Annotated in this window: 24 protein-coding genes; 17 read left to right on the forward strand and 7 right to left on the reverse strand. The window is 43.9% G+C overall.

All coding sequences use genetic code 11. The annotated features are described in order from the left end of the window. The first annotated feature begins 136 nt into the window (after positions 1-136). Positions 137-1,213, forward strand: a complete 1,077-nt coding sequence (locus GPA07_RS02445; RefSeq protein ID WP_071168392.1) for a chitobiase/beta-hexosaminidase C-terminal domain-containing protein — start codon at positions 137-139, stop codon at positions 1,211-1,213. Between the two features lie 47 nt (positions 1,214-1,260). Here the strand turns inward: GPA07_RS02445 and GPA07_RS02450 are convergent, their stop codons facing one another. Together GPA07_RS02450 and GPA07_RS02455 are read right to left on the reverse strand one after the other, a co-directional pair. Further along, positions 1,261-2,070: a bifunctional hydroxymethylpyrimidine kinase/phosphomethylpyrimidine kinase gene (locus GPA07_RS02450; RefSeq protein ID WP_008359592.1), complete on the reverse strand. Its 810-nt coding sequence runs from the start codon at positions 2,068-2,070 to the stop codon at positions 1,261-1,263. 116 nt (positions 2,071-2,186) lie between these two features. Further along, positions 2,187-2,492 (reverse strand): general stress protein, encoded by a 306-nt coding sequence (locus tag GPA07_RS02455; RefSeq protein WP_008360980.1) that lies wholly within the window; start codon positions 2,490-2,492, stop codon positions 2,187-2,189. A gap of 127 nt (positions 2,493-2,619) precedes the next feature. Here GPA07_RS02455 and GPA07_RS02460 point away from each other — a divergent pair, with 127 nt between their 5' ends. Next, positions 2,620-3,450, forward strand: a complete 831-nt coding sequence (locus GPA07_RS02460) for a glycosyltransferase family 2 protein (RefSeq protein ID WP_157291974.1) — start codon at positions 2,620-2,622, stop codon at positions 3,448-3,450. After that, a complete protein-coding gene (locus tag GPA07_RS02465; RefSeq protein WP_008360976.1) occupies positions 3,447-4,127 on the forward strand; it encodes a uracil-DNA glycosylase in 681 nt (226 codons plus the stop codon). Before GPA07_RS02460 ends, GPA07_RS02465 begins: the two co-directional genes overlap by 4 nt. A gap of 33 nt (positions 4,128-4,160) precedes the next feature. On the opposite strand, the gene GPA07_RS02470 is transcribed toward GPA07_RS02465, so the two are convergent. Next, positions 4,161-5,519 carry an aldehyde dehydrogenase gene (locus GPA07_RS02470; RefSeq protein ID WP_071168393.1) on the reverse strand — a complete coding sequence of 453 codons (1,359 nt, stop codon included), beginning with the start codon at positions 5,517-5,519 and terminating at the stop codon, positions 4,161-4,163. Between the two features lie 170 nt (positions 5,520-5,689). Here GPA07_RS02470 and GPA07_RS02475 point away from each other — a divergent pair, with 170 nt between their 5' ends. From GPA07_RS02475 to GPA07_RS02485, 3 genes are all read left to right on the forward strand, one after another. Then, a complete protein-coding gene (locus GPA07_RS02475; RefSeq protein WP_071168394.1) occupies positions 5,690-6,022 on the forward strand; it encodes a YwdI family protein in 333 nt (110 codons plus the stop codon). A 33-nt stretch (positions 6,023-6,055) separates the two neighbouring features. Beyond that, on the forward strand, positions 6,056-7,363 hold the full coding sequence (locus GPA07_RS02480) for a purine/pyrimidine permease (protein WP_157291975.1): 1,308 nt from the start codon (positions 6,056-6,058) through the stop codon (positions 7,361-7,363). A gap of 70 nt (positions 7,364-7,433) precedes the next feature. Then, positions 7,434-7,805, forward strand: a complete 372-nt coding sequence (locus GPA07_RS02485) for a DUF423 domain-containing protein (RefSeq protein ID WP_008360968.1) — start codon at positions 7,434-7,436, stop codon at positions 7,803-7,805. 41 nt (positions 7,806-7,846) lie between these two features. Here the strand turns inward: GPA07_RS02485 and GPA07_RS02490 are convergent, their stop codons facing one another. The 3 genes from GPA07_RS02490 to GPA07_RS02500 form a co-directional block, all read right to left on the reverse strand. Then, positions 7,847-8,464: a cupin domain-containing protein gene (locus GPA07_RS02490; RefSeq protein WP_071168396.1), complete on the reverse strand. Its 618-nt coding sequence runs from the start codon at positions 8,462-8,464 to the stop codon at positions 7,847-7,849. A gap of 131 nt (positions 8,465-8,595) precedes the next feature. Then, positions 8,596-9,126 (reverse strand): spore coat protein GerQ, encoded by a 531-nt coding sequence (gene gerQ / locus GPA07_RS02495; RefSeq protein WP_008360964.1) that lies wholly within the window; start codon positions 9,124-9,126, stop codon positions 8,596-8,598. 151 nt (positions 9,127-9,277) lie between these two features. Beyond that, positions 9,278-9,952, reverse strand: coding sequence for a hypothetical protein (locus tag GPA07_RS02500; RefSeq protein WP_008360962.1), 675 nt, complete (start codon positions 9,950-9,952; stop codon positions 9,278-9,280). A 176-nt stretch (positions 9,953-10,128) separates the two neighbouring features. Between GPA07_RS02500 and GPA07_RS02505 the strand changes: the two genes are divergently transcribed. From GPA07_RS02505 to GPA07_RS02555, 11 genes are read left to right on the forward strand one after another with little or no spacing between them, the layout of a single operon-like run. After that, on the forward strand, positions 10,129-10,899 hold the full coding sequence (locus GPA07_RS02505; protein ID WP_071169213.1) for a glycosyltransferase family 2 protein: 771 nt from the start codon (positions 10,129-10,131) through the stop codon (positions 10,897-10,899). Between the two features lie 6 nt (positions 10,900-10,905). Further along, the gene (locus tag GPA07_RS02510) at positions 10,906-12,318 is read left to right on the forward strand and encodes a capsular polysaccharide export protein, LipB/KpsS family (RefSeq protein ID WP_008360958.1); all 1,413 of its coding nucleotides are present in this window, start codon (positions 10,906-10,908) and stop codon (positions 12,316-12,318) included. 21 nt (positions 12,319-12,339) lie between these two features. Beyond that, entirely contained in the window at positions 12,340-13,518 is a 1,179-nt protein-coding gene (locus GPA07_RS02515; protein WP_157291976.1) for a DegT/DnrJ/EryC1/StrS family aminotransferase, read from the forward strand. Further along, positions 13,515-14,390: a GNAT family N-acetyltransferase gene (locus GPA07_RS02520; RefSeq protein ID WP_071168398.1), complete on the forward strand. Its 876-nt coding sequence runs from the start codon at positions 13,515-13,517 to the stop codon at positions 14,388-14,390. Before GPA07_RS02515 ends, GPA07_RS02520 begins: the two co-directional genes overlap by 4 nt. Before the next feature lies 1 nt (position 14,391). Continuing rightward, a complete protein-coding gene (locus GPA07_RS02525) occupies positions 14,392-15,516 on the forward strand; it encodes an N-acetylneuraminate synthase family protein (RefSeq protein ID WP_157291977.1) in 1,125 nt (374 codons plus the stop codon). Then, positions 15,506-16,246, forward strand: a complete 741-nt coding sequence (locus GPA07_RS02530) for a cytidylyltransferase domain-containing protein (protein WP_157291978.1) — start codon at positions 15,506-15,508, stop codon at positions 16,244-16,246. The genes GPA07_RS02525 and GPA07_RS02530 overlap by 11 nt, the downstream gene beginning before the upstream one ends. After that, complete coding sequence (locus tag GPA07_RS02535; RefSeq protein ID WP_157291979.1) at positions 16,243-17,271, forward strand: PseG/SpsG family protein; 1,029 nt, start codon at positions 16,243-16,245, stop codon at positions 17,269-17,271. Before GPA07_RS02530 ends, GPA07_RS02535 begins: the two co-directional genes overlap by 4 nt. A gap of 2 nt (positions 17,272-17,273) precedes the next feature. Beyond that, complete coding sequence (locus GPA07_RS02540) at positions 17,274-18,014, forward strand: sugar phosphate nucleotidyltransferase (RefSeq protein WP_071168402.1); 741 nt, start codon at positions 17,274-17,276, stop codon at positions 18,012-18,014. Then, positions 18,011-18,976, forward strand: a complete 966-nt coding sequence (gene rfbB, locus GPA07_RS02545; protein ID WP_071168403.1) for a dTDP-glucose 4,6-dehydratase — start codon at positions 18,011-18,013, stop codon at positions 18,974-18,976. The genes GPA07_RS02540 and rfbB overlap by 4 nt, the downstream gene beginning before the upstream one ends. 3 nt (positions 18,977-18,979) lie before the next feature. Beyond that, on the forward strand, positions 18,980-19,834 hold the full coding sequence (rfbD, locus tag GPA07_RS02550) for a dTDP-4-dehydrorhamnose reductase (RefSeq protein WP_157291980.1): 855 nt from the start codon (positions 18,980-18,982) through the stop codon (positions 19,832-19,834). Further along, complete coding sequence (locus GPA07_RS02555) at positions 19,827-20,282, forward strand: dTDP-4-dehydrorhamnose 3,5-epimerase family protein (RefSeq protein ID WP_008360938.1); 456 nt, start codon at positions 19,827-19,829, stop codon at positions 20,280-20,282. The genes rfbD and GPA07_RS02555 overlap by 8 nt, the downstream gene beginning before the upstream one ends. 58 nt (positions 20,283-20,340) lie before the next feature. On the opposite strand, the gene GPA07_RS02560 is transcribed toward GPA07_RS02555, so the two are convergent. Beyond that, on the reverse strand, positions 20,341-21,561 hold the full coding sequence (locus tag GPA07_RS02560) for an MFS transporter (protein WP_157291981.1): 1,221 nt from the start codon (positions 21,559-21,561) through the stop codon (positions 20,341-20,343). Positions 21,562-21,579 lie beyond the last annotated feature (18 nt).

The raw sequence follows: 21,579 nt of genomic DNA on the forward strand, positions 1-21,579 counted from the left end.
GAGTGTACTCGTAAGCGAGTATGCTTTTTTATTTTAGTCCGAGGATTCAGGAAAATAAATGAAAGCGTTGACATTTCTTTTGATATCGTACAAAATAAATAAAAATTCGTATGAGCACATACAGGAGGACCATAAAATGAATCATACAACGAAGAAATATCTGATCACCTTTATTATTTTCCTATTTTCAATGAGTTTTCTCTATCCTTCCGTTTCATCTGCCCGAACTCAACACACGTCATTTTTTAAACCTACTGCCTCAGTACCGTCTGGTGAATATTATCGGTCACAAGAGGTGACTCTGCATTCTCCAGTGCGAAAGGCTTCTCTTTATTACACAACAGATGGTAGCCAGCCGACAGCCCAAAGTCAGTTATATAATAAGCCTATTCATATAGATAGCGATACGACTTTGAAGGTAAGCGTTTATAAAAATAAAAAACACCTTGCCACGTCTACGTACAATTATCGTTTTGTCACACGAGAGGACATTGCCTCATCTTTTTTATCTTTTGAATATGAAGGAATGCCTTATCGACTGTATATTCCGAAAGACCGTAAGCAGGGTAAATCCTATCCTCTCGTTCTGTTCTTACATGGAGGCGGGGAGAGAGGAACAGATAATCAAAAGCAGTTACTTGCAAATGATGGTGCAGTTTTATGGGCTTCTCCTGAAGTCCAAAGGAAACATCCTTCGTACGTACTAGCACCCCAGGCGCGAAATGCTGTCGATGGAGGATTTGCATTAACAAGAAATTCACAAAATGAAATCGATCTGACAAATGTGTTTCAATTCTCACCAGATTTACGCAAAGCTTATGAAGTTCTTCAGCACGTGATAGCTTCTTATCGGATTGATCAAAAAAGGATTTATTCGACTGGTTTATCACAGGGCGGATTTGGCTCGTATCAGTTGAACATCACATATCCTCGTTTGTTTGCAGCGATGATTCCGATTGCTGGAGGTGCAGATCCAAGCAAGGCTGGAATTCTAGCGCACAAGCCAATATGGGCATTTCATGCAGAAGATGATTCCATTATACCTGTCAGTTATGCAAGAAACACAATCCAAGCCATTCAAAAAGCTGGTGGTCATCCGCTTTACACGGAGTATGCCAGCAAGTATGGATATGATCATGCATCATGGACGCCTGCATATGAAACGCCAGGCTTAACAGATTGGTTATTTGCACAGCGACTAAGCTTTCGATAAACAAAAAAAACCGATTCACCCAACAAGGCGAATCGGTTTTTGCTGTTTTATTTGTCAAAACGATGTGCGGAATGTTTCGTCGGTCCGATGTATTCGTTTAGTTGGAAAGAGCCCTTGATGGCAGCTGTGATGAATTCTTTTGCTGCATAAATGGCTTCTTTCACGTCTGAACCGTTCGCTAGTTCAGCTGTGACTGCTGCTGAGAATGTGCAGCCTGCGCCGTGTGTGTACTCTGTGTCGATCTTATCAGATTCAAGGCGTTCGAAGGTTTGTCCATCATAAAGCAAATCAATCGCTTTATCTTGGCTTAGCTTACCGCCGCCAGTGATGACCACATACTTTGCACCAAGTTCATGGATTCGTTTTGCTGCTTCTTCCATTTGTTCAATCGTTTTGATTTCACCGATTCCACTTAATTGACCTGCTTCGAAAAGGTTCGGTGTGATGACGGTTGCCAGTGGGGCGAGCATTTCGCGCAGTGCTTCAGCGTGCTCAGGGTACAGGACTTCGTTCGCACCCTTACAAACCATGACAGGATCAATGACGACATTTTTTAAATCATATTTTTTGATCGTTTCAGCTGCAAGTTCAATGACGTCAACCGTTGGCAGCATGCCTGTTTTCAGCGCATCTACACCAATGCCTTCTACAATGGTAGAAAGCTGCGCACGAATGGTTGCCGTATCGATTGGAAACACCTGATGATCCCAATTGTGATGAGGATCCATGGCAACGACAACGGTTAAAGCTGTCATCCCGTAGACGTTTTTTTCTTGAAACGTTTTTAAATCTGCTTGGATACCTGCACCGCCGCTTGAATCCGAACCTGCGATGGTGAGAGCTTTATTCATAGACATAGTTGCTGAACCTCCAATGTGATGTGTAACAGTTACTGTACTAACCCTTATTATAATCAGCTTTTCCATTTATCACAATGAAACGGCATAAAAAAGCGATCCACTCTTCGAGGAACTTATCTTTTACAAATCACCAATTTCCCTTTTTTCAGCTCCTCTAAAAGTGTTAAGGCTAACTCCTGATCGGCGCCGGTCGACATCATTTTGGCCATGAGCTCATCATCCCGGGTGCGAATGACATTGGCGATTTGATCTAAAATCCCTTGATCGACAGCTGTCATGCTTTTGGCATCTGTATATTCTGTTACGGTATCAGAGCGTTCTGGATCGTACGCAAAGACAAAGACATCGTCCTTTGCTGACTGTATATGTTCGATGATCTGTTTTGCTTCTTGACTATTCTCAACCGTGAAATATTCCATCGTCATCACTCCTTTTCATCAAAAATTCCCATTTTCTCGTCAAATCAAACCGCCTTTTATATCATGAGAAGAAAGCCGATTTATGTTTTAATGAAAAAGACGAATCTATTAAAGGAGTTAGGCCGATATGAAGATTTCTTTATTAATTGTGACACATAACCGGCTGGGCGCATTGTGTGAGCTGCTTGAATCCATCTCGAGACAAAGCGTACAGCCTTTTGAAATTGTCGTTGTAAATGATGCAGGAGAGCGGGTGGATGTCATTCAAGAACTCTATCCAGAGCTGCCAATCCGCTTGATTCATTTAGATGAGAATGTCCAGCATGTGAACGCAAGAAATGTTGGAGTGCGGGAGCTGACAGGTGACGTCATTATGCTGAGTGACGACGATGATTATTTTACACCTTGTCATATTGAACGTATGAGCAAGGCGCTGGAAGACGCCGATTTTGTTTTTTCTGATGCAGAAATTGTTTCGTTTGAAGAAAGAGGGGCGACCCGTTTTCCGGTATCAAGACGTTTGTTTGCTTATACAGCGGATATTGAGGATATGCGTGTCTTTTCTACATATGTCCCTTCTGGCAGTATGTATAAACGCCGCATCCATGATGAAATCGGTTATTTTGATCCAGCCATGCATCATTACTGGGATTGGGACTTTTTCTTGCGGGTCACGCAGCATGCACGAGTCAAACGGGTGCCTGTAGCGAGTGTAATCTATGCGTTCTTTGATGGGGGTGGCAATCAGTCTAGTGATCTCGGTGAAACAAGAAAGAACTACTTAGATGACTTGAGTGAAAAGCACCAGTTGGGTGATCTGCCGACAGCGAACTTTGCTGTCCTATTAGAAGAACCAGCGATGAAAAAAAGAGAATCAGAGAGTGACATAGTATGGGATGGAAAACCGATGATCTCAAGACTGGCACAGCTTCAGACAGAAGGAGGAGAACCGCAATGAAGCCTTTTTTAAATGATAGCTGGTGGACTTTGATGAAGAGTGAGTTTGAACAGCCGTACTATCAGCAATTACGTGAGTGGGTGAAGCATGAATATCGCACACAGACGGTCTTTCCAAAGCCAGATGACATTTATCGTGCCCTTCATTTGACGCCATATGAAGACGTGAAGGTGGTGATTTTGGGACAAGACCCTTATCATGGCCCAGGACAGGCCCATGGATTAAGCTTTTCTGTTCAGCCTGGAGTCAAACACCCGCCATCTTTGAGAAATATTTTTCAGGAGCTAAAGGATGATCTCGGCTGCCCTGTTCCAAACCATGGCTCACTTGTCAGCTGGGCAGAGCAGGGTGTACTGCTGTTAAACACTGTGTTAACTGTCAGAAAAGGTGAAGCGAATTCGCATAAAGGCAAGGGCTGGGAACGTGTGACAGACCGTGTCATTGATGTGCTGAATGAGCGAGATCAGCCAGTCGTCTTTGTCTTATGGGGCAGACATGCTCAAAATAAAAAAGAACGCATTGATCAAGGCAAGCATTACATCATTGAATCACCTCATCCAAGTCCTTTTTCTGCGAGAAACGGATTTTTTGGCAGCCGGCCTTTTTCACAAGCAAATGCGTATTTAAAGCAAATAGGGCTTGATGAGATCAACTGGTGTATCAAGGATATCGAATGAAAATAGGACGAGGGGAGAGCCCCTTCGTCCTGTTTATTTTAAAAATTTGCGGACAATCTCGAGTCCGTTTTTCGCATTTGGATAACGGAAGGAAAAATCGAAGCGATTGGTCTGGCGCAGGACACTTTTTTCATGCGTAAAGGTGAAAAAGCTTTCCTTTCCATGATATCGTCCCATGCCGCTTTCACCGACGCCTCCAAATGGCAAGTAAGGGGTGGCCACATGCATCAGCGTGTCATTGATGCAGCCTCCGCCAAACGAGAGGTTGTCTAGGACATATGCTTCTGTTTCTTTACTTGTTGTAAATAAGTAAAGGGCGAGCGGCTTTGGTCTAGCCTTGACCATGTCAGTGGCCTCATGCAGGGAATCAAATGTCATGACAGGCAAAATAGGTCCGAAAATTTCCTCCTGCATCACGGGGTCTTCCCATGTGATGTGATCTAAAATGGTCGGTGCGATTTTAAGCTCTTGTTCATTGCGCTGTCCACCCGTCACAATCGTACCATTTGAAAGAAATTGTGAGAGCCTGTCAAAATGACGCTGGGTGACATTTTTTCCAAAGTGCGGATTTGTTTCGGGTTGTTCACCGTAAAAGTCACGGATACAGGTGACCATCTCCCGCAGAAGGTCCTCTTTGATGGATTCATGAACAAGTAAATAGTCTGGTGCAATGCATGTTTGACCAGCATTGGTGAATTTGCCAAACGTGATTCGCTTGGCAGCGAGCTTGATGTCTGCATCAGGCATGACAATGCAAGGACTTTTTCCGCCAAGCTCAAGTGTCACAGGTGTTAGATGCTTTGCGGCGGCTTCCATGACGACTTTGCCGACCGCCACACTGCCGGTGAAGAAAATATAATCAAAGGGCAGCTTCAGCAGCTCTGTACTGACATCCACACCGCCTTCAACAACCGCTGCAAGATCTTCTTTAAACACACGTTCCACAATTGTACCAATCACTTTGGAAACTTGCGGCGTTAATTCTGATGGTTTTAATGTGACGGCATTACCCGCAGAAATGGCTCCAACTAATGGAGAAAGGGCCAATTGGAAAGGATAGTTCCAAGGGGCAATAATGAGAACACTTCCGTACGGTTCCTTGATGATCATGCTTTTCGATCCAATATGGGTCAGAGGTGTTTTCGCTCGGGATGGCTTGGCCCACTTGTGCAGATGTTTGACGGTATGATTGATTTCTTCATATACCATTCCAATCTCTGTTGTGTATGCTTCCTGTTCGGATTTATGTAAATCATGGGCTAAGGCTTGTAATATGTCCTTTTCATGATGTTTAATGGCTGTTTTCAAATCGTGAAGAAGGCGGATTCGTTCTTGGACCGCTGGCTTTTGAACGTTTTTTTGTTTGTGAAGGAGTTCAGTGAATTTGCTCATGTGTCAGTCCTTTCAGAGTCAATGTTATTTCTTTTATTATGTGTGAATCACTGGAACTGGTCAAATAAGATGTTCAGAAGCACACGGCTTTGAAAAAATGAGCCCATTCGGTTTGTTCATTTGATAAAATAATGTTGGCAAACGAATTTTTTAGATTGGAGGGTCTACCCTTGAATATTCATATATCAAGTCTGCTTCAAAAAATGGAGGAAGCCATTCAAAAAGCTAAACAAAGTGGAAATGATGAAGAGGTGAAACGTCAAGTGGCAGTGATTTCGTCACTATGTGATGTCATTCTCGATGCACCATCACAGCAGCAAATGCCGCCGGCTTCGGTCATTTCACCACCTCCGTCGCTACAGACACCGTCTGCACCATCTGTGTCTACGGATCAAGCCATGCTAGAGAAGCTGATGGGCACTAGCGGTGCAAAAAAATTCCAGCATCAAGAAGAGGGTCAAAAAGAGAAGGACGGAAACGGCGACTCTATCTTTGATTTTTAATGGTCGTGTCACGACAAAGGGAAGGTGATCGGGTTGAAACTATTTTTGGGCGCCATTCAGTGGATGGCATTTTTTATCGCAGCTTCTATTGCAGTACCGATTGCGATTGCACAAGCATTTGAATTGAATCAAGTGCAGTCGGCAGAGCTGATTCAGAGTACATTCTTTTCACTTGGACTTGTGGCAATGGTGCAGTGTTTATGCGGCCATATGCTGCCGATCAATGAAAGTCCAGCAGGGCTGTGGTGGGGTGTATATACCCTTTATTCAGGCATGACAGGGACGATTTTTGCTACATATCCTGAAACCTTGCAAGCATTACAAGGGGCTTTAATCTTTAGTGCTGCGTTCTTTTTTATTTTTAGTCTATTTAAAATCATTAATTGGCTCGCGTCTTTATTTACGCCAGTCGTCACAGGCATTTACCTGCTGCTGCTTGTTGTGCAGTTAAGTCAGCCGATCATGAAAGGTCTGATGGGCATCGGCTATCGGGGAAATCAGGTGGACGGGCTTGTCTTTTGTCTATCAATCTTGATTATTGTCATCACCTTCATGATCAGCCGTTCAAGGTGGCATTACTTAAAACAGTTTTCTGTGTTATTCGCACTTGCAGGCGGCTGGCTGTTATTCGCTTTACTCGGATTGGCCAAGCCCGTTCGAATTCCTGAGCATATCATCGAGTTTCCGAAGCTGTTCCCATTTGGTATGCCGGTCTTTGACAGTGGATTGCTGGTCACGTCCTTTTTTATTACGATCTTACTTATTGTGAATATGCTGGCAAGTATTCGCATTGTGGAAAGCTCAGTGAAGGCATTTGGTGATCTGCGTGAGCGGAAAAGAGCCAGGCCTGCTGGTTTTGTCGCAGCCTTTGGTCATTTGATGAGCGGACTGATTGGAGCGATTGCGCCTGTACCGATTTCGGGGGCAGCGGGTTTTATACAAACAACAAAAATTCCTTCGAGAAAGCCGTTTTTTCTCGGAAGTCTGCTCATTGTCCTCATTAGTTTATTTCCGTTATTGATGAGCTTTTTCTCTGCATTGCCGTCGCCTGTGGGGCTTGCTGTGAACTTTGTGGTGTTCTCTTCTATGATTGGGATTGCCATGTCTGAATTTGATCAGTATGAAAAAGAAGACATCCCGCGCATTCGCTTTGTGCTGGGCGTTGCTGTTTTAGCAGGCGTAGGGGCTATGTTTGTGCCTCAGGGAGCATTGAAAGGCATGCATCCTGTGCTGATTTCTTTATTAAGCAATGGTCTTGTTCTAGGCACGCTCATTGCGATTGTGGTCGATCAAGTGCTGCTGCGAAAGAAGAAGAAATCCGACAATCTCGTGTCAGTGTAAAAGGAAAGTTGAATGTCGGATGTGACCCGCGCTATGATAAACATAATTGACGAGATAAGGAGAATGACGAATGAAACTATTTTTCATATTAGGTGCCATTAACGCCATGCTTGCTGTTGGACTTGGAGCCTTCGGTGCACATGGATTGGAAGGGAAAATCCCTGAAAAGTATATTGAGATATGGAATAAAGGGGTTCAATATCAGATGTTCCATGCGATTGGCCTATTTATTGTCGCCTTTCTTGCAGATAAGCTGTCAGGTGTTTCGCTAGTGCCGACCGCTGGCTGGGTGATGCTTGCAGGCATCCTTTTCTTCTCAGGAAGCCTTTATGTGCTTGCCTTGACTCAGGTGAAGATTCTTGGTGCTATTACACCAATTGGCGGAGTCGCCTTTATTGCTTCTTGGATCATGCTAGTGGTGGCAGCTGCAAAAAATTTATAAGCCAAAAAACCGATGCTCTGATAGGGGGCATCGGTTTTTTCTTAACTCCAATAAGGGGAATAGTTGGGTGGTGCTTGATAATAAGGGACATAGTGAGATGGAGGGACAGGGTGCGTTTGGGCTTCTTCGTCTCGGTGGCAGAAAGGTCCGATAAACATACCTGGCTTTACAGGCTGCGTTGCCTGCTTCCACTGCGTTTCGTTCATGCAATAAGTATGTGCCATAATGTGAGAAGGGGTGAGGGTGAGTAAGTCTGAGCCAAGGATGACTTCTGGCGTCGATGCGTTAAAGATGGCTAACAAATGAGTTTTGTCTTGCAAGGCAACTTCATAGTGCCACCAGCCTTGGGGCACATTTGCGACCTGCCCGGGGGTAATGGTATAGGTGTGCAGTTTTTTTGTAAATGGGTTCAGCATTGATACAGCAGCAGAACCGGCTATACAATAAACAAGCTCTGCAGCATTTTGATGATAATGAGGCTCTACTACTTTGCTTTTACTCAAATAAATATCCAGCAGAGATACTTGATCGAGCGAATTTAATTGCTTTTTTCCTAAAACATTAATGCGATTGTACTCATCATATTTCACAAGGGGGCTTTGGTTCAGATCAAATGAATATTTGACATTCGGCGATGTATAATCCAGCTCAACAGTCATAGATGTCACCTCTAGGCTTTTGATAAAAACTACTAGGCATCTTATGAACAGTGCCCGTAAGGTGTGTCAAAAACCTAGTCAAAAGGAAAAAAGCAAGGGCGTCTGCACCTTGCTGCTGTCATGTCTTGAAGTTATCTTGGAGAATACGTTGACATCGAGTATGGATAGTCATATTGAATTTCCCCATCAAACGTAATGTAATCAAGGTAGATCGTTAACAGTAAGTATCGTGTCCCTGTTTTGTTATCACTGATGATAATGTGGTCACGTCCTGCGGCTTCAATGACCCCTCTAAAAATCTTCGAATTCCATTCTTTACTCGCCTCAAACGTCATATAGATCGTGGCTACCTTGCCGCGGTTCAATCGTAAAATATTCTCAATATAGGACTGCTCAATCGGCAGCTGGCCGGTGACATTTTGCTGATAAATGGGTCCAGAAGGAATTTGATATGGCTGTCCGCCGCTCTGTGTGCCTTGGCCTCCTTGTGAAGTGCCAGTAGACGGCATTGGGGAATACCCTTGCTGCATTTGACCCTGCGTTTGGGGAGGGACTGAATAACCCATCTGCTGCGCAGGATACGGATTTGCTCCATATTGTTGCTGGCGAAAATCTTGACCTTCGAAACCCGAACCCTGCCCAAATTGATTTTTCAATTTCATAACGTTCCTCCTCTTTTCTCATGGTGTTCTAAACAGAAGACGTATCAGCGCCTGTTGTTTCCATAGCATTCTTTTTCTCTTTCACACTATGAAACAGGAGGGAAGAATATGTACATTGAACGAAAAAAAGAAACTTCTTACCGAAGTTCCTTTACATTATCCAGTTCATCGCACGTTGGACATCAAATAGAAGGGTCATGATTAGAAAAGATGCGGCTAGCGGTGTGATGACAATGATAAAGGCTTGCCATACTCTTAGCTTCATCACAGCGACAATGCCTAAAACAGCCATACCGAAAATCCATGTTTTTGCATATGTTTCAGTCAGTGTCCATAGATCGAGATAATACCATATTTCATAATGTTGATCTAAATAGGGTGAGATCTTCACAAATGTATATGGACCGAGCAATCCCACAGTGAAAATCCAAGTGAGTGCAAATAATGCGGAAGGAAAAATGACCGTCAGCGTGCAAGCTTTGAGCACATCTCGATACGCCGTTTTTATGCCAAAAAACAGCCGTCCTAACCATTGTAAAATGAATGAACCGCAAAATAGAATCAGATTGCCTGCTAAAATACCAAAACCCGTCCCATGTAACAGAATAAAAGGATATGGAATATGATTGCCCATATACTCACTAAAATACCCCTCGTAAATCCAGCTCGTCCCAGCGATACTTGCCAGAAGCAGCATGAGCCAAATGGGAATAGAGGAATGTTGATATGAGCGAATAATCGTCTTTGTCGCAACAAAAATTTTAAAGAACCGAAAAAAACCTTTTGCTTCTTCTTCTGGGGAGAGATCACTCTTCATAGCTTCCAATATTCTTTACTCCTTTAATACACACAAATGATTACTTATATTACCAAAAAATTTTGCGTTTTTCAAAGATAGATCAATAAAAAAATACAATTTTATTAAAAATAGGTCATTCTACAGTCTCTTTAAGAGGAGACACATATGATAACCATAGTTTGAAAGAGACCGAGGTGAAAAAATTGACAAAAGTAACTGTCATTATGACGAGCTACAACAAGGCGGCTTACGTTGGCAGATCGATTGAAGCGGTCCTACAGCAGACTTTATCAAACCTTGAACTGTTTATCATGGATGATGGATCAAATGAAAAGACACTTGCTGCTATTGAGCCTTTTCGCAAAGATCCGCGCGTTCATTTTATCCAAAGCGGGGTCAAAACGCTGGAGGAAAGAACGGCGAAAACACGCTATGCCGTACTCATTAATCAAGCATTAGAACAGGCGAAGGGTGAGTATATTTCCTATGCCACAGATGACAATGTTTATGCACCTGATCGTTTAGAGAAGCTCACGAATTATTTAGATGCCCGCCCGAATGAAGATATTGTCTATTCTGGTTCAAAAGTTATCTATTTAAATAGCGAAAAAGAACCAGTAAAGGAAACGACACGACCTGCACAAACGGTTCAATGGAATGCACCCTGTGCCATTGATCACTGCTCAGTCGTTCATCGTGCGTCCATTTTAACAAGAATTCATGCTGAATTTGGGTCCTACTGGGATGAGAGTCCTCACTTTTATCGAATAGGGGATGCCCGGTTCTTTTTTAGATTAAATCACTTCTATCCGTTCTATCCTTTTGATGAAGTATTAGATACAAATTACATCACAGAACAGTCGATTCATTATCAGCTGGCAGAAGAAGAGAAAAGTGAATTTATTCAAGCACTTCCTCCTCAGTCTACCTGCCGGGAGCTCCGTCATATATTAAAACAAAGACATGGGAGGTGACCTTAAGTGTCACATTATATTCATCATTATTGGCAGGTATATTTTGAGTATGTGAATTTGATGAAAGACTTATCTTATCGCCAAATTCCTCTTGGGTTAATCAGTAATTTTTATCAATATATCAGCCCTGAAGTGAGAGAACGTATGGAAGATGAAGCATTTGGTCAGGAGCTGACAACCACTTGTCCATTGCCGCAAGACATCCAGCCATTTTTTGATCAGCATAAACAGCAGATGAAGCGCATAGCTTATCGTCCGAACAATGGAAAGGTGCTGCTTCACTTTGAACACCTGCGTTTTACTGAACAAAATTATCTGCGGTTCCATCCGAACCAAACGGTGGTGCTTGCGCGCTGGAAAAAGGCTGATTATTTTGGATTACCAGTCATCAGCAAGCCGGATTTAGCAGGAGAGGTTAATAAAGAGGCCCATGCTGAATATATTGAAAAAGCAAATGCTCTACTCAAGCCTTACGCACAGCACCCTGTCTTTGGCAATGCCTTTTTTAGAGAAAAACTTCAGAAGGACATTGTGCAATTTATTGATGTGATTGACCAGATAGAAACACTATTTGACATGCAGCCTATTGCAGCTGTCATTGTCGGTACGACGGAGGATGTTTACAGCCGTGTACTTGCGCTGCAAACAGTGAAACGCCACCTCACCAGTATCTGTCTCCAGCACGGCGCACTCATGGGAGACGAAGCCTTTTTGCCGATCTTCACCACCTATCATGGGGTGTTTGGAAAGTATGAAAAGGATTGGTATGTAGACAAAGGCTGTCAGCCTGAACAGGTGGAGATCACAGGTCACCCGAGATTTGACTTGGTGCAGGATCGAACGCCGCTTCAAAAGGACATGGTATTTCGTAAATTGAACTTCAGTCCAGCCAAAAAGACTGTGCTTGTGGCTACGCAGCCATTTTCAGAAGCCTTTTATGGTGATGTTCTTAAAACGATTGCAAAACGGAAAGACATTCAGCTGATTATGAAGCCGCATCCGTGGGAAATCGCTCGAAATCGTTTAAGTGACTATACAGCAATTGAGCGTGCGGGGAACCATGTGAGATTAATTAAAAAAGAGATCGAATTGTATGACCTTCTGCCTTATGTGGATATAGTTATTACGCTCACATCAACAGTTGGTTTAGAAGCGATGCTTTTTGAAAAGAGTGTGCTGATTGGCAAAATGAAAGAAGGCAGAAGATACCCTTATTACGAGTCGCTTGGCAGCTGCCACATGGAAAACCCTGTTGAATTGGCTGAGAAAGCGATCCGTATTTTGTCGGATGAACAAGAGATGAAGCTGGCGAAGCAGCAAGGAGCCCGTTTCATTCAAGAACATTATCCGCATGCGCGATCGACTGATGCTCTGCTTTCTCTGCTTAAAACAAAAACAGGTGTGGATTTTCAAAGATGACGATAGGGGTGTGCAAGCGATATGGAACAAAAGAGAGCACAATTTCTTCCTTATGCACTGCCTTTGATTGAACAGGAAGAAATTGATGAAGTCATTGGAACATTAAAGTCCGGATGGCTGTCCACCGGACCAAAAGTGAGGCAGTTTGAAGAAGAGTTTAGGCAACTGACCGGTGCAAAACACGCGATAGCCGTCAATTCATGTACAGCTGCTTTAATTTTAGCGTTAAAGGCAAGAGGCATTGGGACTGGTGATGAAGTCATCACAACACCTCTAACGTTCTGCGCGACAGCCAATACGATCATTCATACGGGGGCAGCCCCTGTTTTCGTGGATATTGATCCGAAGACACTCAATCTGGATGCAGAGAAAGTAGAAGATGCGATCACACCACATACAAAAGCGATTGTCCCTGTCCATTTTGCTGGTCAGTCGTGCGATATGGACCGGATTTTAGCCATTGCCAAAAAGTATGATTTGTTTGTGCTAGAAGATGCCGCCCATGCCCTCTATACGACTTATCATGATCAGCCTATCGGATCAATTGGTGATGCGGCTGCCTTTAGTTTTTATGCAACAAAAAATATATCAACTGGTGAAGGCGGTATGCTGACGACAAATGATGATGCACTTGCAGCTCGAATCAGAAGGTTAGCGCTCCACGGCATGAGCAAGGGAGCGTGGAATCGTTATGGAGAAAAGGGAACGTGGTATTACGAGGTCGAGGAACCTGGCTATAAAATGAACATGTTTGATGTGCAAGCATCGTTAGGGCTTGTTCAGCTAAGCAGGCTGAATGACATGCAGACCCGTAGAGAACAGATTGCGAAGGCATACAACGAGGCGTTTCAAAAAGAAGCGGGGCTGATCTTACCGCCCGTTCACGAGGATGGACGACATGCGTGGCATTTGTATGTGCTGCAAGTTGATCCAAAAGAAGCATTCATCACACGTGATGACATGATTGATCAGCTGCAAAAGGAATACAAGATCGGCACGAGTGTTCACTTTATCCCTGTCCACTTGCATCCATATTATCAGCAAACCTACAACTATTCGCCAGAGGATTTCCCTGAATCCATTACTTATTACAAACGGACGCTCTCACTCCCGCTTTATCCAAGTATGACAGATGAAGATGTGCAGGATGTCATCACTGCGGTCGTGTCTATTTTAAAAGACAAGAAGGCATCTTCATGAAGGTCGTTCATGCAATAGATGATCAGGTGCTGGCAGCTTGGCTGAAAACATATGATCATGAAGTAAAGCACATGGCAGGCTTCAAGCAGTTTGCTCTTGTCAGCGGGGCCCAGCTCAAAGCGGTGCTGTTATACGACTGGTCCAAGTGGGAGAGCGGTATTTTTGATCAACATATATTTCATGTGAAGTTTGTGGAAGCTGAATCACCGCAGCTCTTCAAAGAATTGATGGAGCGGTTTATCAATTGGATGAGAACAGAAAAATGTGATTTCTTCTTTTTACGTCTTGAAGCAGCTGATGTTGAAAAAAACCGCATTGTCCAAAAGCTGTCACATGTGTACTATGTCGGCGGTCTCACTAGACTTGAGGTGCCGTCTGCTCAAATGGAGACACCATTATCAGGTCAAGATGTGGTGATTGGGCTGCCAGATGAGAAGGAATATGATGAGGCGGTCTCACTTTGTGATCAGGCTTTTGTGAAAAGTCGTTATGCACTTGATCCATTTTTAGACCAGCGTGTTGTTCAGCATTTCTATCAGGAATGGATGAGGAATAACTTATTCGGACGCGCAGATGTCAACCTTGTGGCAAAGCTGAACGGTGAAGTGGCTGGCCTGATTCAAGGGATGACAAAGGGCAATGAGATGGCGCTTGAGCTTTTTGTAATTAGACCGGATGTGCAAGGAAAAGGGATCGGAAAAAAGCTGTTTATTGAGATGATGAAGGTTTCTCATGACAGAGGGCATCAGTTCATTTCTGCCGGGACACAGCTTCATAACACGACAGCCATCCAGCTGTATGAAAAGATGGGGTGTAGGACAACAAATGCCTTTTTGTATTACCATGTGTGGCCGAAAAAAGGAGAGAGGTAAGATGGCGCATTTCTATATCGGAGATCGCAAAGTGGGCGATGGTGCGCCTGTCTTTATCATTGCAGAGGCAGGCATTAACCATGATGGGAAGCTGGATCAGGCACTTGCTTTAATTGATGTGGCAAAAGAAGCAGGGGCTGATGCGGTGAAGTTTCAAATATTTCAGGCTGATCGGATGTATCAAAAGGAACCGGGGCTGTACAAAACGGCTAAAGGAGAAGAAGTGTCTATTTTTTCTTTAGTGGAACAAATGGAGCTGCCGCCAGAATGGCTGCCTGTTTTATTGACGCGTTGTGAGGAAAAAGGACTGATGTTCTTAAGCACGGTGTGTGACGAAGAATCTGCGGATCTTTTGAATCAAACAGATCCACCTGCCTTTAAACTGGCTTCTTATGAAATCAATCATCTGCCTCTTTTGCGTCACACAGCTTCATTTCAAAAGCCGATCATTTTTTCAACAGCTGGGGCAACCATTGCAGATGTTCATGAAGCATACGAAACAATTACGAGCCAGCAAAATAAACAAGTGGCTATCATGCATTGTGTGGCAAAATATCCAGCACCTAGAGCGTACACGAACCTGCGAGTGATACAAACCTTAACTTCAGCTTTTCCAGAGGCAGTCATTGGCTTTTCAGATCATAGTGAGCACCCAACTGAGGCGCCAGTTGCCGCTGTGAAGCTCGGAGCAGCGATGATTGAGAAGCATTTTACAGTGGATAAAATGTTACCTGGAGCCGATCATTCCTTTGCACTTGATCCTGAAGAATTGAAGGAAATGGTTCAGCACATTCGAGCAGCAGAAAAGCAGCGTAATCAAGCAGGAGCAGACGTTCATTCTTTGCCAGAGGAGCTTCTTGGCAGTTCTTATAAAACGACAACAGCCATCGAAGGTCAGATTCGAGAGTTTGCGTATCGAGGGATTTTTACGACAACAGGCATTGCAAAGGGAGAGACCCTCACTTCAGAAAATATAGCTGTCCTGCGCCCAGGACAAAAAAGTCAGGGCCTGCATCCCCGATATATGACGGTTTTACTTGGCACGAAGGCTGCGAAAGACATCCCGGCTCATACAGGCGTTTCGTGGAAAGACGTGCTCATGCAGGAGTCTCAAGATGATCAATGATGTGCTCTTTGTCATTCAAGCGAGGATGGGTTCAACAAGACTGCCAAAAAAGGTGATGAAACCGATCGGCGGCATGGCGCTGATCGATTTGATTGTGGAGCGGGTGAAGCAATCAGAGGCTTATCATCACAAAACGCAAAACCTCATGATCGCCACAACGGTCGAGGCAGAAGATGACTATTTGGCTCAGTATTGCTTATCAAAGGGCTATAAAGTGTTTCGGGGCAGTGAGACGGATGTGCTACAGCGGTTTGCACAAATTGTCCGCCAGTTCGAACCACAAACTGTTGTACGTTTAACAGGAGATAATCCATTTATCGACCCTTCCCTTTTGTCGAAAATGCTTGAAAAACATAGACAGGAGAAGGCTGATTACACATACACGAACGGAACACCACTCGGTATTTCCGGGGAAATGATTGAAGCCGCTATTTTAAGTCAAATCGACAAATTTCCCCTCACCCAGTCAGAGCGTGAGCATGTCACGCTGTATATCAGAAAGAATCCAGAGCAGTTTCACCTTCAATTATTCACACCGCCCAAAGAACTTGCATATCCTGCTTATCGATTCACGATTGATACAGAAGAAGATTATGTGTTTGCCACCCGTTTACTAGAGAAAGCTGGTGGTTCTATTGCTGTGCCAACGGCTGAGCTCATATCTATCTGTGAACAAGAGCCAGACATTGTTCGTTTAAATCAGTCTGTGAGACAGAAGGATGCTGAATGAATCATAAAGTCATGATTGTTGTTTATGGTGGTTTTTTTAGAGGCATGGGGCATGTGGTCAGAATGAAACGGTTAGCAAAAGAACTGCTTCAAGAAGGATTCGACTTGTTTTTCTATACAAATGAGCAGATTTGTGTAGAAATGCTAGCGCATCCAGCGTGGGACGTACACTTGGTGCAGGAGTCGAATGCACCTTTTCAAATGAAGCAAGAGTTAAAAGAGTTGAAGCCTGATCTTCTGCTGATAGATGTCCTTGATGGTGATCTTCAATTTCTTCGAACGCTCAAGAATGCCTGCGGCAATGCAAGGTTGGTCTTATTCGAGGAGAAAAGAGAGGAAGCCTGTCAGCTTGCGGATGTTGTAGTGAATGGCATTTATGGAGGTCTGGACGGGCAGCACAAGCTAGTAAATGGAACGGCCTATTTTGATGGAACACCTTATTTATTGTTAGATCACGAGATTGGTCGATTAAAAGACACATATGAGGTTCGAAAAGAATGCAAAAAGGTGGTCATCAGCCTCGGAGGAAGTGATCCGCGCGGATTGTTTTCAAAGGCTGTATCAGCACTTCTTGAAGCAAAGCATTTACACATTCTAGCGGTAGCAGGAAAAGCCTCTCACCTCAAAGAGCAAAGAGAGGCGGAGCATATTCAATTGATTCACCATACAAATCAACTACCAGTCCTTTTATCAGAAGCTGATTTGGCCATCGTTGCAGGCGGCATGACACTATACGAGGCAGTTTGTATTGGTGTGCCGAGCATTGTCCTTTCGCAAGTAGACCACCAAGCAGTGACAGCGAGCAGATTTGCGCAAAAGGGAGCTTGTCTTCACCTTGGATTAGGTGATCTTGTGGAAGAAATAGATGTATTGCGTGCTGTTCAAAGGCTGTCTGACAGCTATTTTCTCCGCAGGAGCATCCATCTCAATGGACGTACACTCATTGACGGGAAAGGACTAGAGCGAGTGAAAAACATTCTTATACACCTCATGAATCCCCACCAAAAAGAACATAAGGATGTGTAGATGTGAAGGGAGTTATTTTAGCAGGAGGAAAGGGATCACGGCTGGCGCCTTTAACGAAAATTTTCAATAAACATTTATTGCCGGTTGGTCCATACCCGATGATTTATTGGTCACTGTTCAAACTAAAAGAAGCAGGCATCTTAGATGTTATGCTGATTTCACAGGAAAAACAGATCCCATTGTTTCAAAAAGTGCTTGAAGATGATCACGAACTTGGGATGAACATAGTCTATCAAGTCCAGCCAGAGGCGTCTGGTATTTCAGATGGTTTGTCCTACGCAAAGCCCTTTGTAAAAGAGGAGAAGTTTGTGCTCATGCTAGGTGATAATGTATTTGAGGATTCGTTAAGCCCTTTTGTCGATGCCTTTCAGCAGCAAGAAGGCGGCGCCAAGGTTTTATTGAAAGAGGTGGCAGATCCAAAGCGATTTGGCATTGCAGAAATTGATACCGCACATCACCGGATTTTATCAATAGAAGAAAAGCCGGAGCACCCGCGTTCATCCTACTGCGTCACGGGCATTTATTTTTATGATCAAGAAGTCTTTCAATATATTGAGAAAATCTCACCGTCAGAACGAGGCGAATTGGAGATTACAGACGTCAATAATCTCTATATCTCAAATAGTCAGCTGACCTATGATATGTTAAAAGGGTGGTGGATTGATGCGGGAACACATGAATCTCTCCACCAAGCATCTGCGAAAATGTTTGAAACGATGAAGAAAAAAGAGGGATACGAATGACGAAGTCTTATTTAATAACAGGTGGAGCGGGATTTATTGGACTAAATTTTGTGAAGCTGCTGCTTCAGGAATCGGATGTCCGAATCACCGTATTTGATAAATTAACGTATGCCAGTCATCCAGAGGTAATGGATCAATTGTCAAAGCTGTCTCATTTCCGTTTTATTCAAGGGGATATCACGCTGCAAGACGAACTGGATCAAGTATTTGATGAAGCTTATGATGCCATTATTCATTTCGCAGCAGAATCGCATGTCGATCGCAGTATTGAGTCGGCAGAGCCCTTTATTCAAACAAACGTCCTCGGTACCTATCGAATGCTGGAAGCGGTCTTAAAGGGAAAGGCAAAAAAATTCATTCATATTTCAACAGATGAAGTATATGGGGATTTAGAGCTGGATGATCCTGCTTTCACAGAACAAACACCACTTTCACCGAATAATCCTTATTCAGCAAGCAAGGCAAGTTCAGACCTGCTTGTGAAATCCTATATCCACACCCACCAATTACCCGCAATGATCACCAGATGCAGCAACAACTACGGACCCTATCAGCATGAGGAAAAATTAATCCCAACCATTATTAGAAAAGCGGTTCATGGAGAAAAGATTCCGATTTATGGGGACGGCCAGCAGATTCGTGATTGGCTGTATGTAGAGGATCATGCGAGAGCTGTAAAGCAGGTATTAGAAAACGGAACAGCCGGGCAGGTGTACAATATTGGCGGCTGCAACGAGAAAACAAATCTTGAATTAACCAAAACCATTCTCACACATCTCGGCATCAGTCATGACCAAATTGCGTTTATCCAAGACCGAAAAGGGCATGACAGACGGTATGCCATTGATGCCAGTAAGCTAAAAGAAGAGCTTGGATGGGTGCAGGCAACTTCATTCGAAGAAGGTATCGAAAAAACGATCAATTGGTATCGAGCCAAATACGATCAGAGCGAAGAAGGGTGACGGATGAAAGTTTTAATCACCGGTGCAGGCGGCCAATTAGGAAAAGAATTGACGAAACAGCTCAAAGAAAAAGACATGACCGTCATTGCTTTAACAAGGAGCATGCTGAATATCGCAGATCAACAGGCAGTCAGACATGCAATGAGACATTTTCGGCCTGATATTGTTGTCAGTGCAGCGGCATATACATCTGTTGATCAATGTGAAACAGAAACGGAAAAAGCCTATCTTGTGAATGGAATTGGCGCCTACTATACGGCATTGGAAGCAAAAAACGTAGGGGCGGATGTGTTACATGTCAGTACAGATTATGTGTTTGACGGGCAAGCGGATGTCCCTTATCAAGTCGATGCACAAGCAGATCCCCAGACGATTTATGGAAAGAGTAAAAAACTTGGGGAAGAATTGATTCATCTCGTGTCAGATGAAGTGAAAATCATTCGGACATCGTGGCTCTATGGACATGAAGGGCATAATTTTGTGAATACCATTCTTCGGCTGGCTGAAACGAAGGATCATTTGCGCATCGTAAATGATCAAATAGGGTCTCCCACTTATACAAAGGATGTCGCACAAGCTTTGATTCACTTATTTGACCAGAAAGCAGGCATTTATCACGTCAGTAACCGAGCGAGCTGTTCCTGGTTTGAATTTGCGTCAGAAATTGTGGCAGCAAGCGGCCTGACTACAACGATTGAGCCCATTTCAACAGAAGAGTACGGCTTTCAAACACCTCGTCCAGCCTATTCGGTTTTAGACCTGCAAGCGATTGAAGCGACAGGCTGGCAGCCAAGGCATTGGAAGGATGCACTTCACGAATATTTGCAGAAAGAAGGGAGATGGCATCAGCATGATTGATGGTGTACAAACGAAAAAACTCATGAAACATTGTGATGACCGCGGCTTTTTTGCAGAGCTTATTCGAGATGACGAACCGATGCTGAAGCGCTTTGGGCAGGCGTCGTGGTCGAAAAGTTTTCCAGGAGTGATCAAAGCCTTTCATTATCATGAAAAACAAGACGATGTTTGGTTTTTCCCAGCAGGTCATGCACAGGTCGTTTTATACGATTTGAGAGAGGATTCTCCGACAAAGGGTCAAACCGATGTATATTATATGGGAGAAGACAATCCAATGCTCCTTCTCATTCCAAAGGGAGTCGCCCATGGTTACCGTGTATTAGGCGAGACACCGCTGCAAATTGTTTATTTTACAACAGAATCCTATGATCCGAAAAACCCGGATGAAAAGAGAATCGCGTGGAATGATGAAGCGATCGGATTTCATTGGGAAACGACATTTAAATAAAGAAAAGAGGCCTTTCGCAGGAGAAAGGTCTTTTTTGTTTTCATTCAGGGGGAATAAACTAGACAGCTTTACATTTCTGAATAGAACGTTCACGTTTATAGCTGCTGAAGCTGATGATAAAACCAACAAGTGTCATCAGTGCACATACCAGCCCTACAGTATGATATCCGAATTGGACATAAATAGGGCCCATAAGTGCTGAACCGAGCATAACGGCAAAATTAGACGCAAGACTGTAAAAAGCCATCACGTTGCCTCGGTGAGTTTGGGTGCAGCCGCTCAGAACGGTGCTCAAAAGCGTGACCGATAAACTTTGCAATGCCCCCCAAATAAACAAAGCCACAATCAGCACGATCCATGAGAATGGCGCATAAGGAAGTAAGGCTAGAACGAGCGTGATGCCACCCAGCACCCAAAAAAGGGAGCGCATTTTCCCAAACCCGTCTGCTAATTTTCCAGTAAACATACTCATAGAAAAGCCAATCCCATAAGCCATGATGAGAAGCCCAGCCGCTGATTGTCTGCCATCAAACAGGCTCTGCAGGTAAGCACCTAAAAACGAGTACATGCCGTAAAATCCAAGCATATTACAAAAGGTCACAGTCAAATAGACCGGCACACGATCAATTTTCAAAACACCCCATAAAGAGCCTGTTTTCTCTCTAGCTTGTCGTGTCTCCAGATCAGCTGCTGCCACTTGTTTTCTTAATTCAACCATGACGAGCAGCAGCACAATAAGGCTCATTATAGCGAAGAGCCAAAATGTCCAGCGCCAGTTTACACTTTGGGCGATAAAGGCGCCAATTGGTACACCAAGAACAAGGGAAAGAGACCAGCTTGATACAATAAGGCCCATCACTTTGCCTCGATATTCATAAGGGACTCGGTCGCCCACAAGCGCATAGGCTGTTGGGACAAATACACCGGCCGCCAGTCCAGAGGCGGCACGTCCGGCAAAAAACACCGCCAAATTCGGAGCAGCAGCACACATGACGGTTCCAATGAAGAAAAAGGAAAGTCCGATGATCAAACACAGTTCTCTTGAATAACGATCCCCTAAAGGAACGAGTAACGGTGCTCCGGCCAATACGGCTAATCCGTAAATGCTGATGGAAAGAGCGAGAATATCAAGAGATTGCTGAAAAGAGTTTGATAAATCAGGCAAAAGTGGTGAAATCACCAGTTCTTCCGATCCCGCCGCAAAAACGCCAAGTGCGAGTGCAATGGCAAGTGTGATGGGAAATGTTTTAGAAGCCTGGCTGTCTAAAGATTCTTTCATCAAGTGATCCCTCCATAC

It is taken from the genome of Bacillus sp. ms-22 (assembly GCF_009759805.1).
GTDB lineage: Bacteria > Bacillota > Bacilli > Bacillales > Bacillaceae > Bacillus > Bacillus xiamenensis.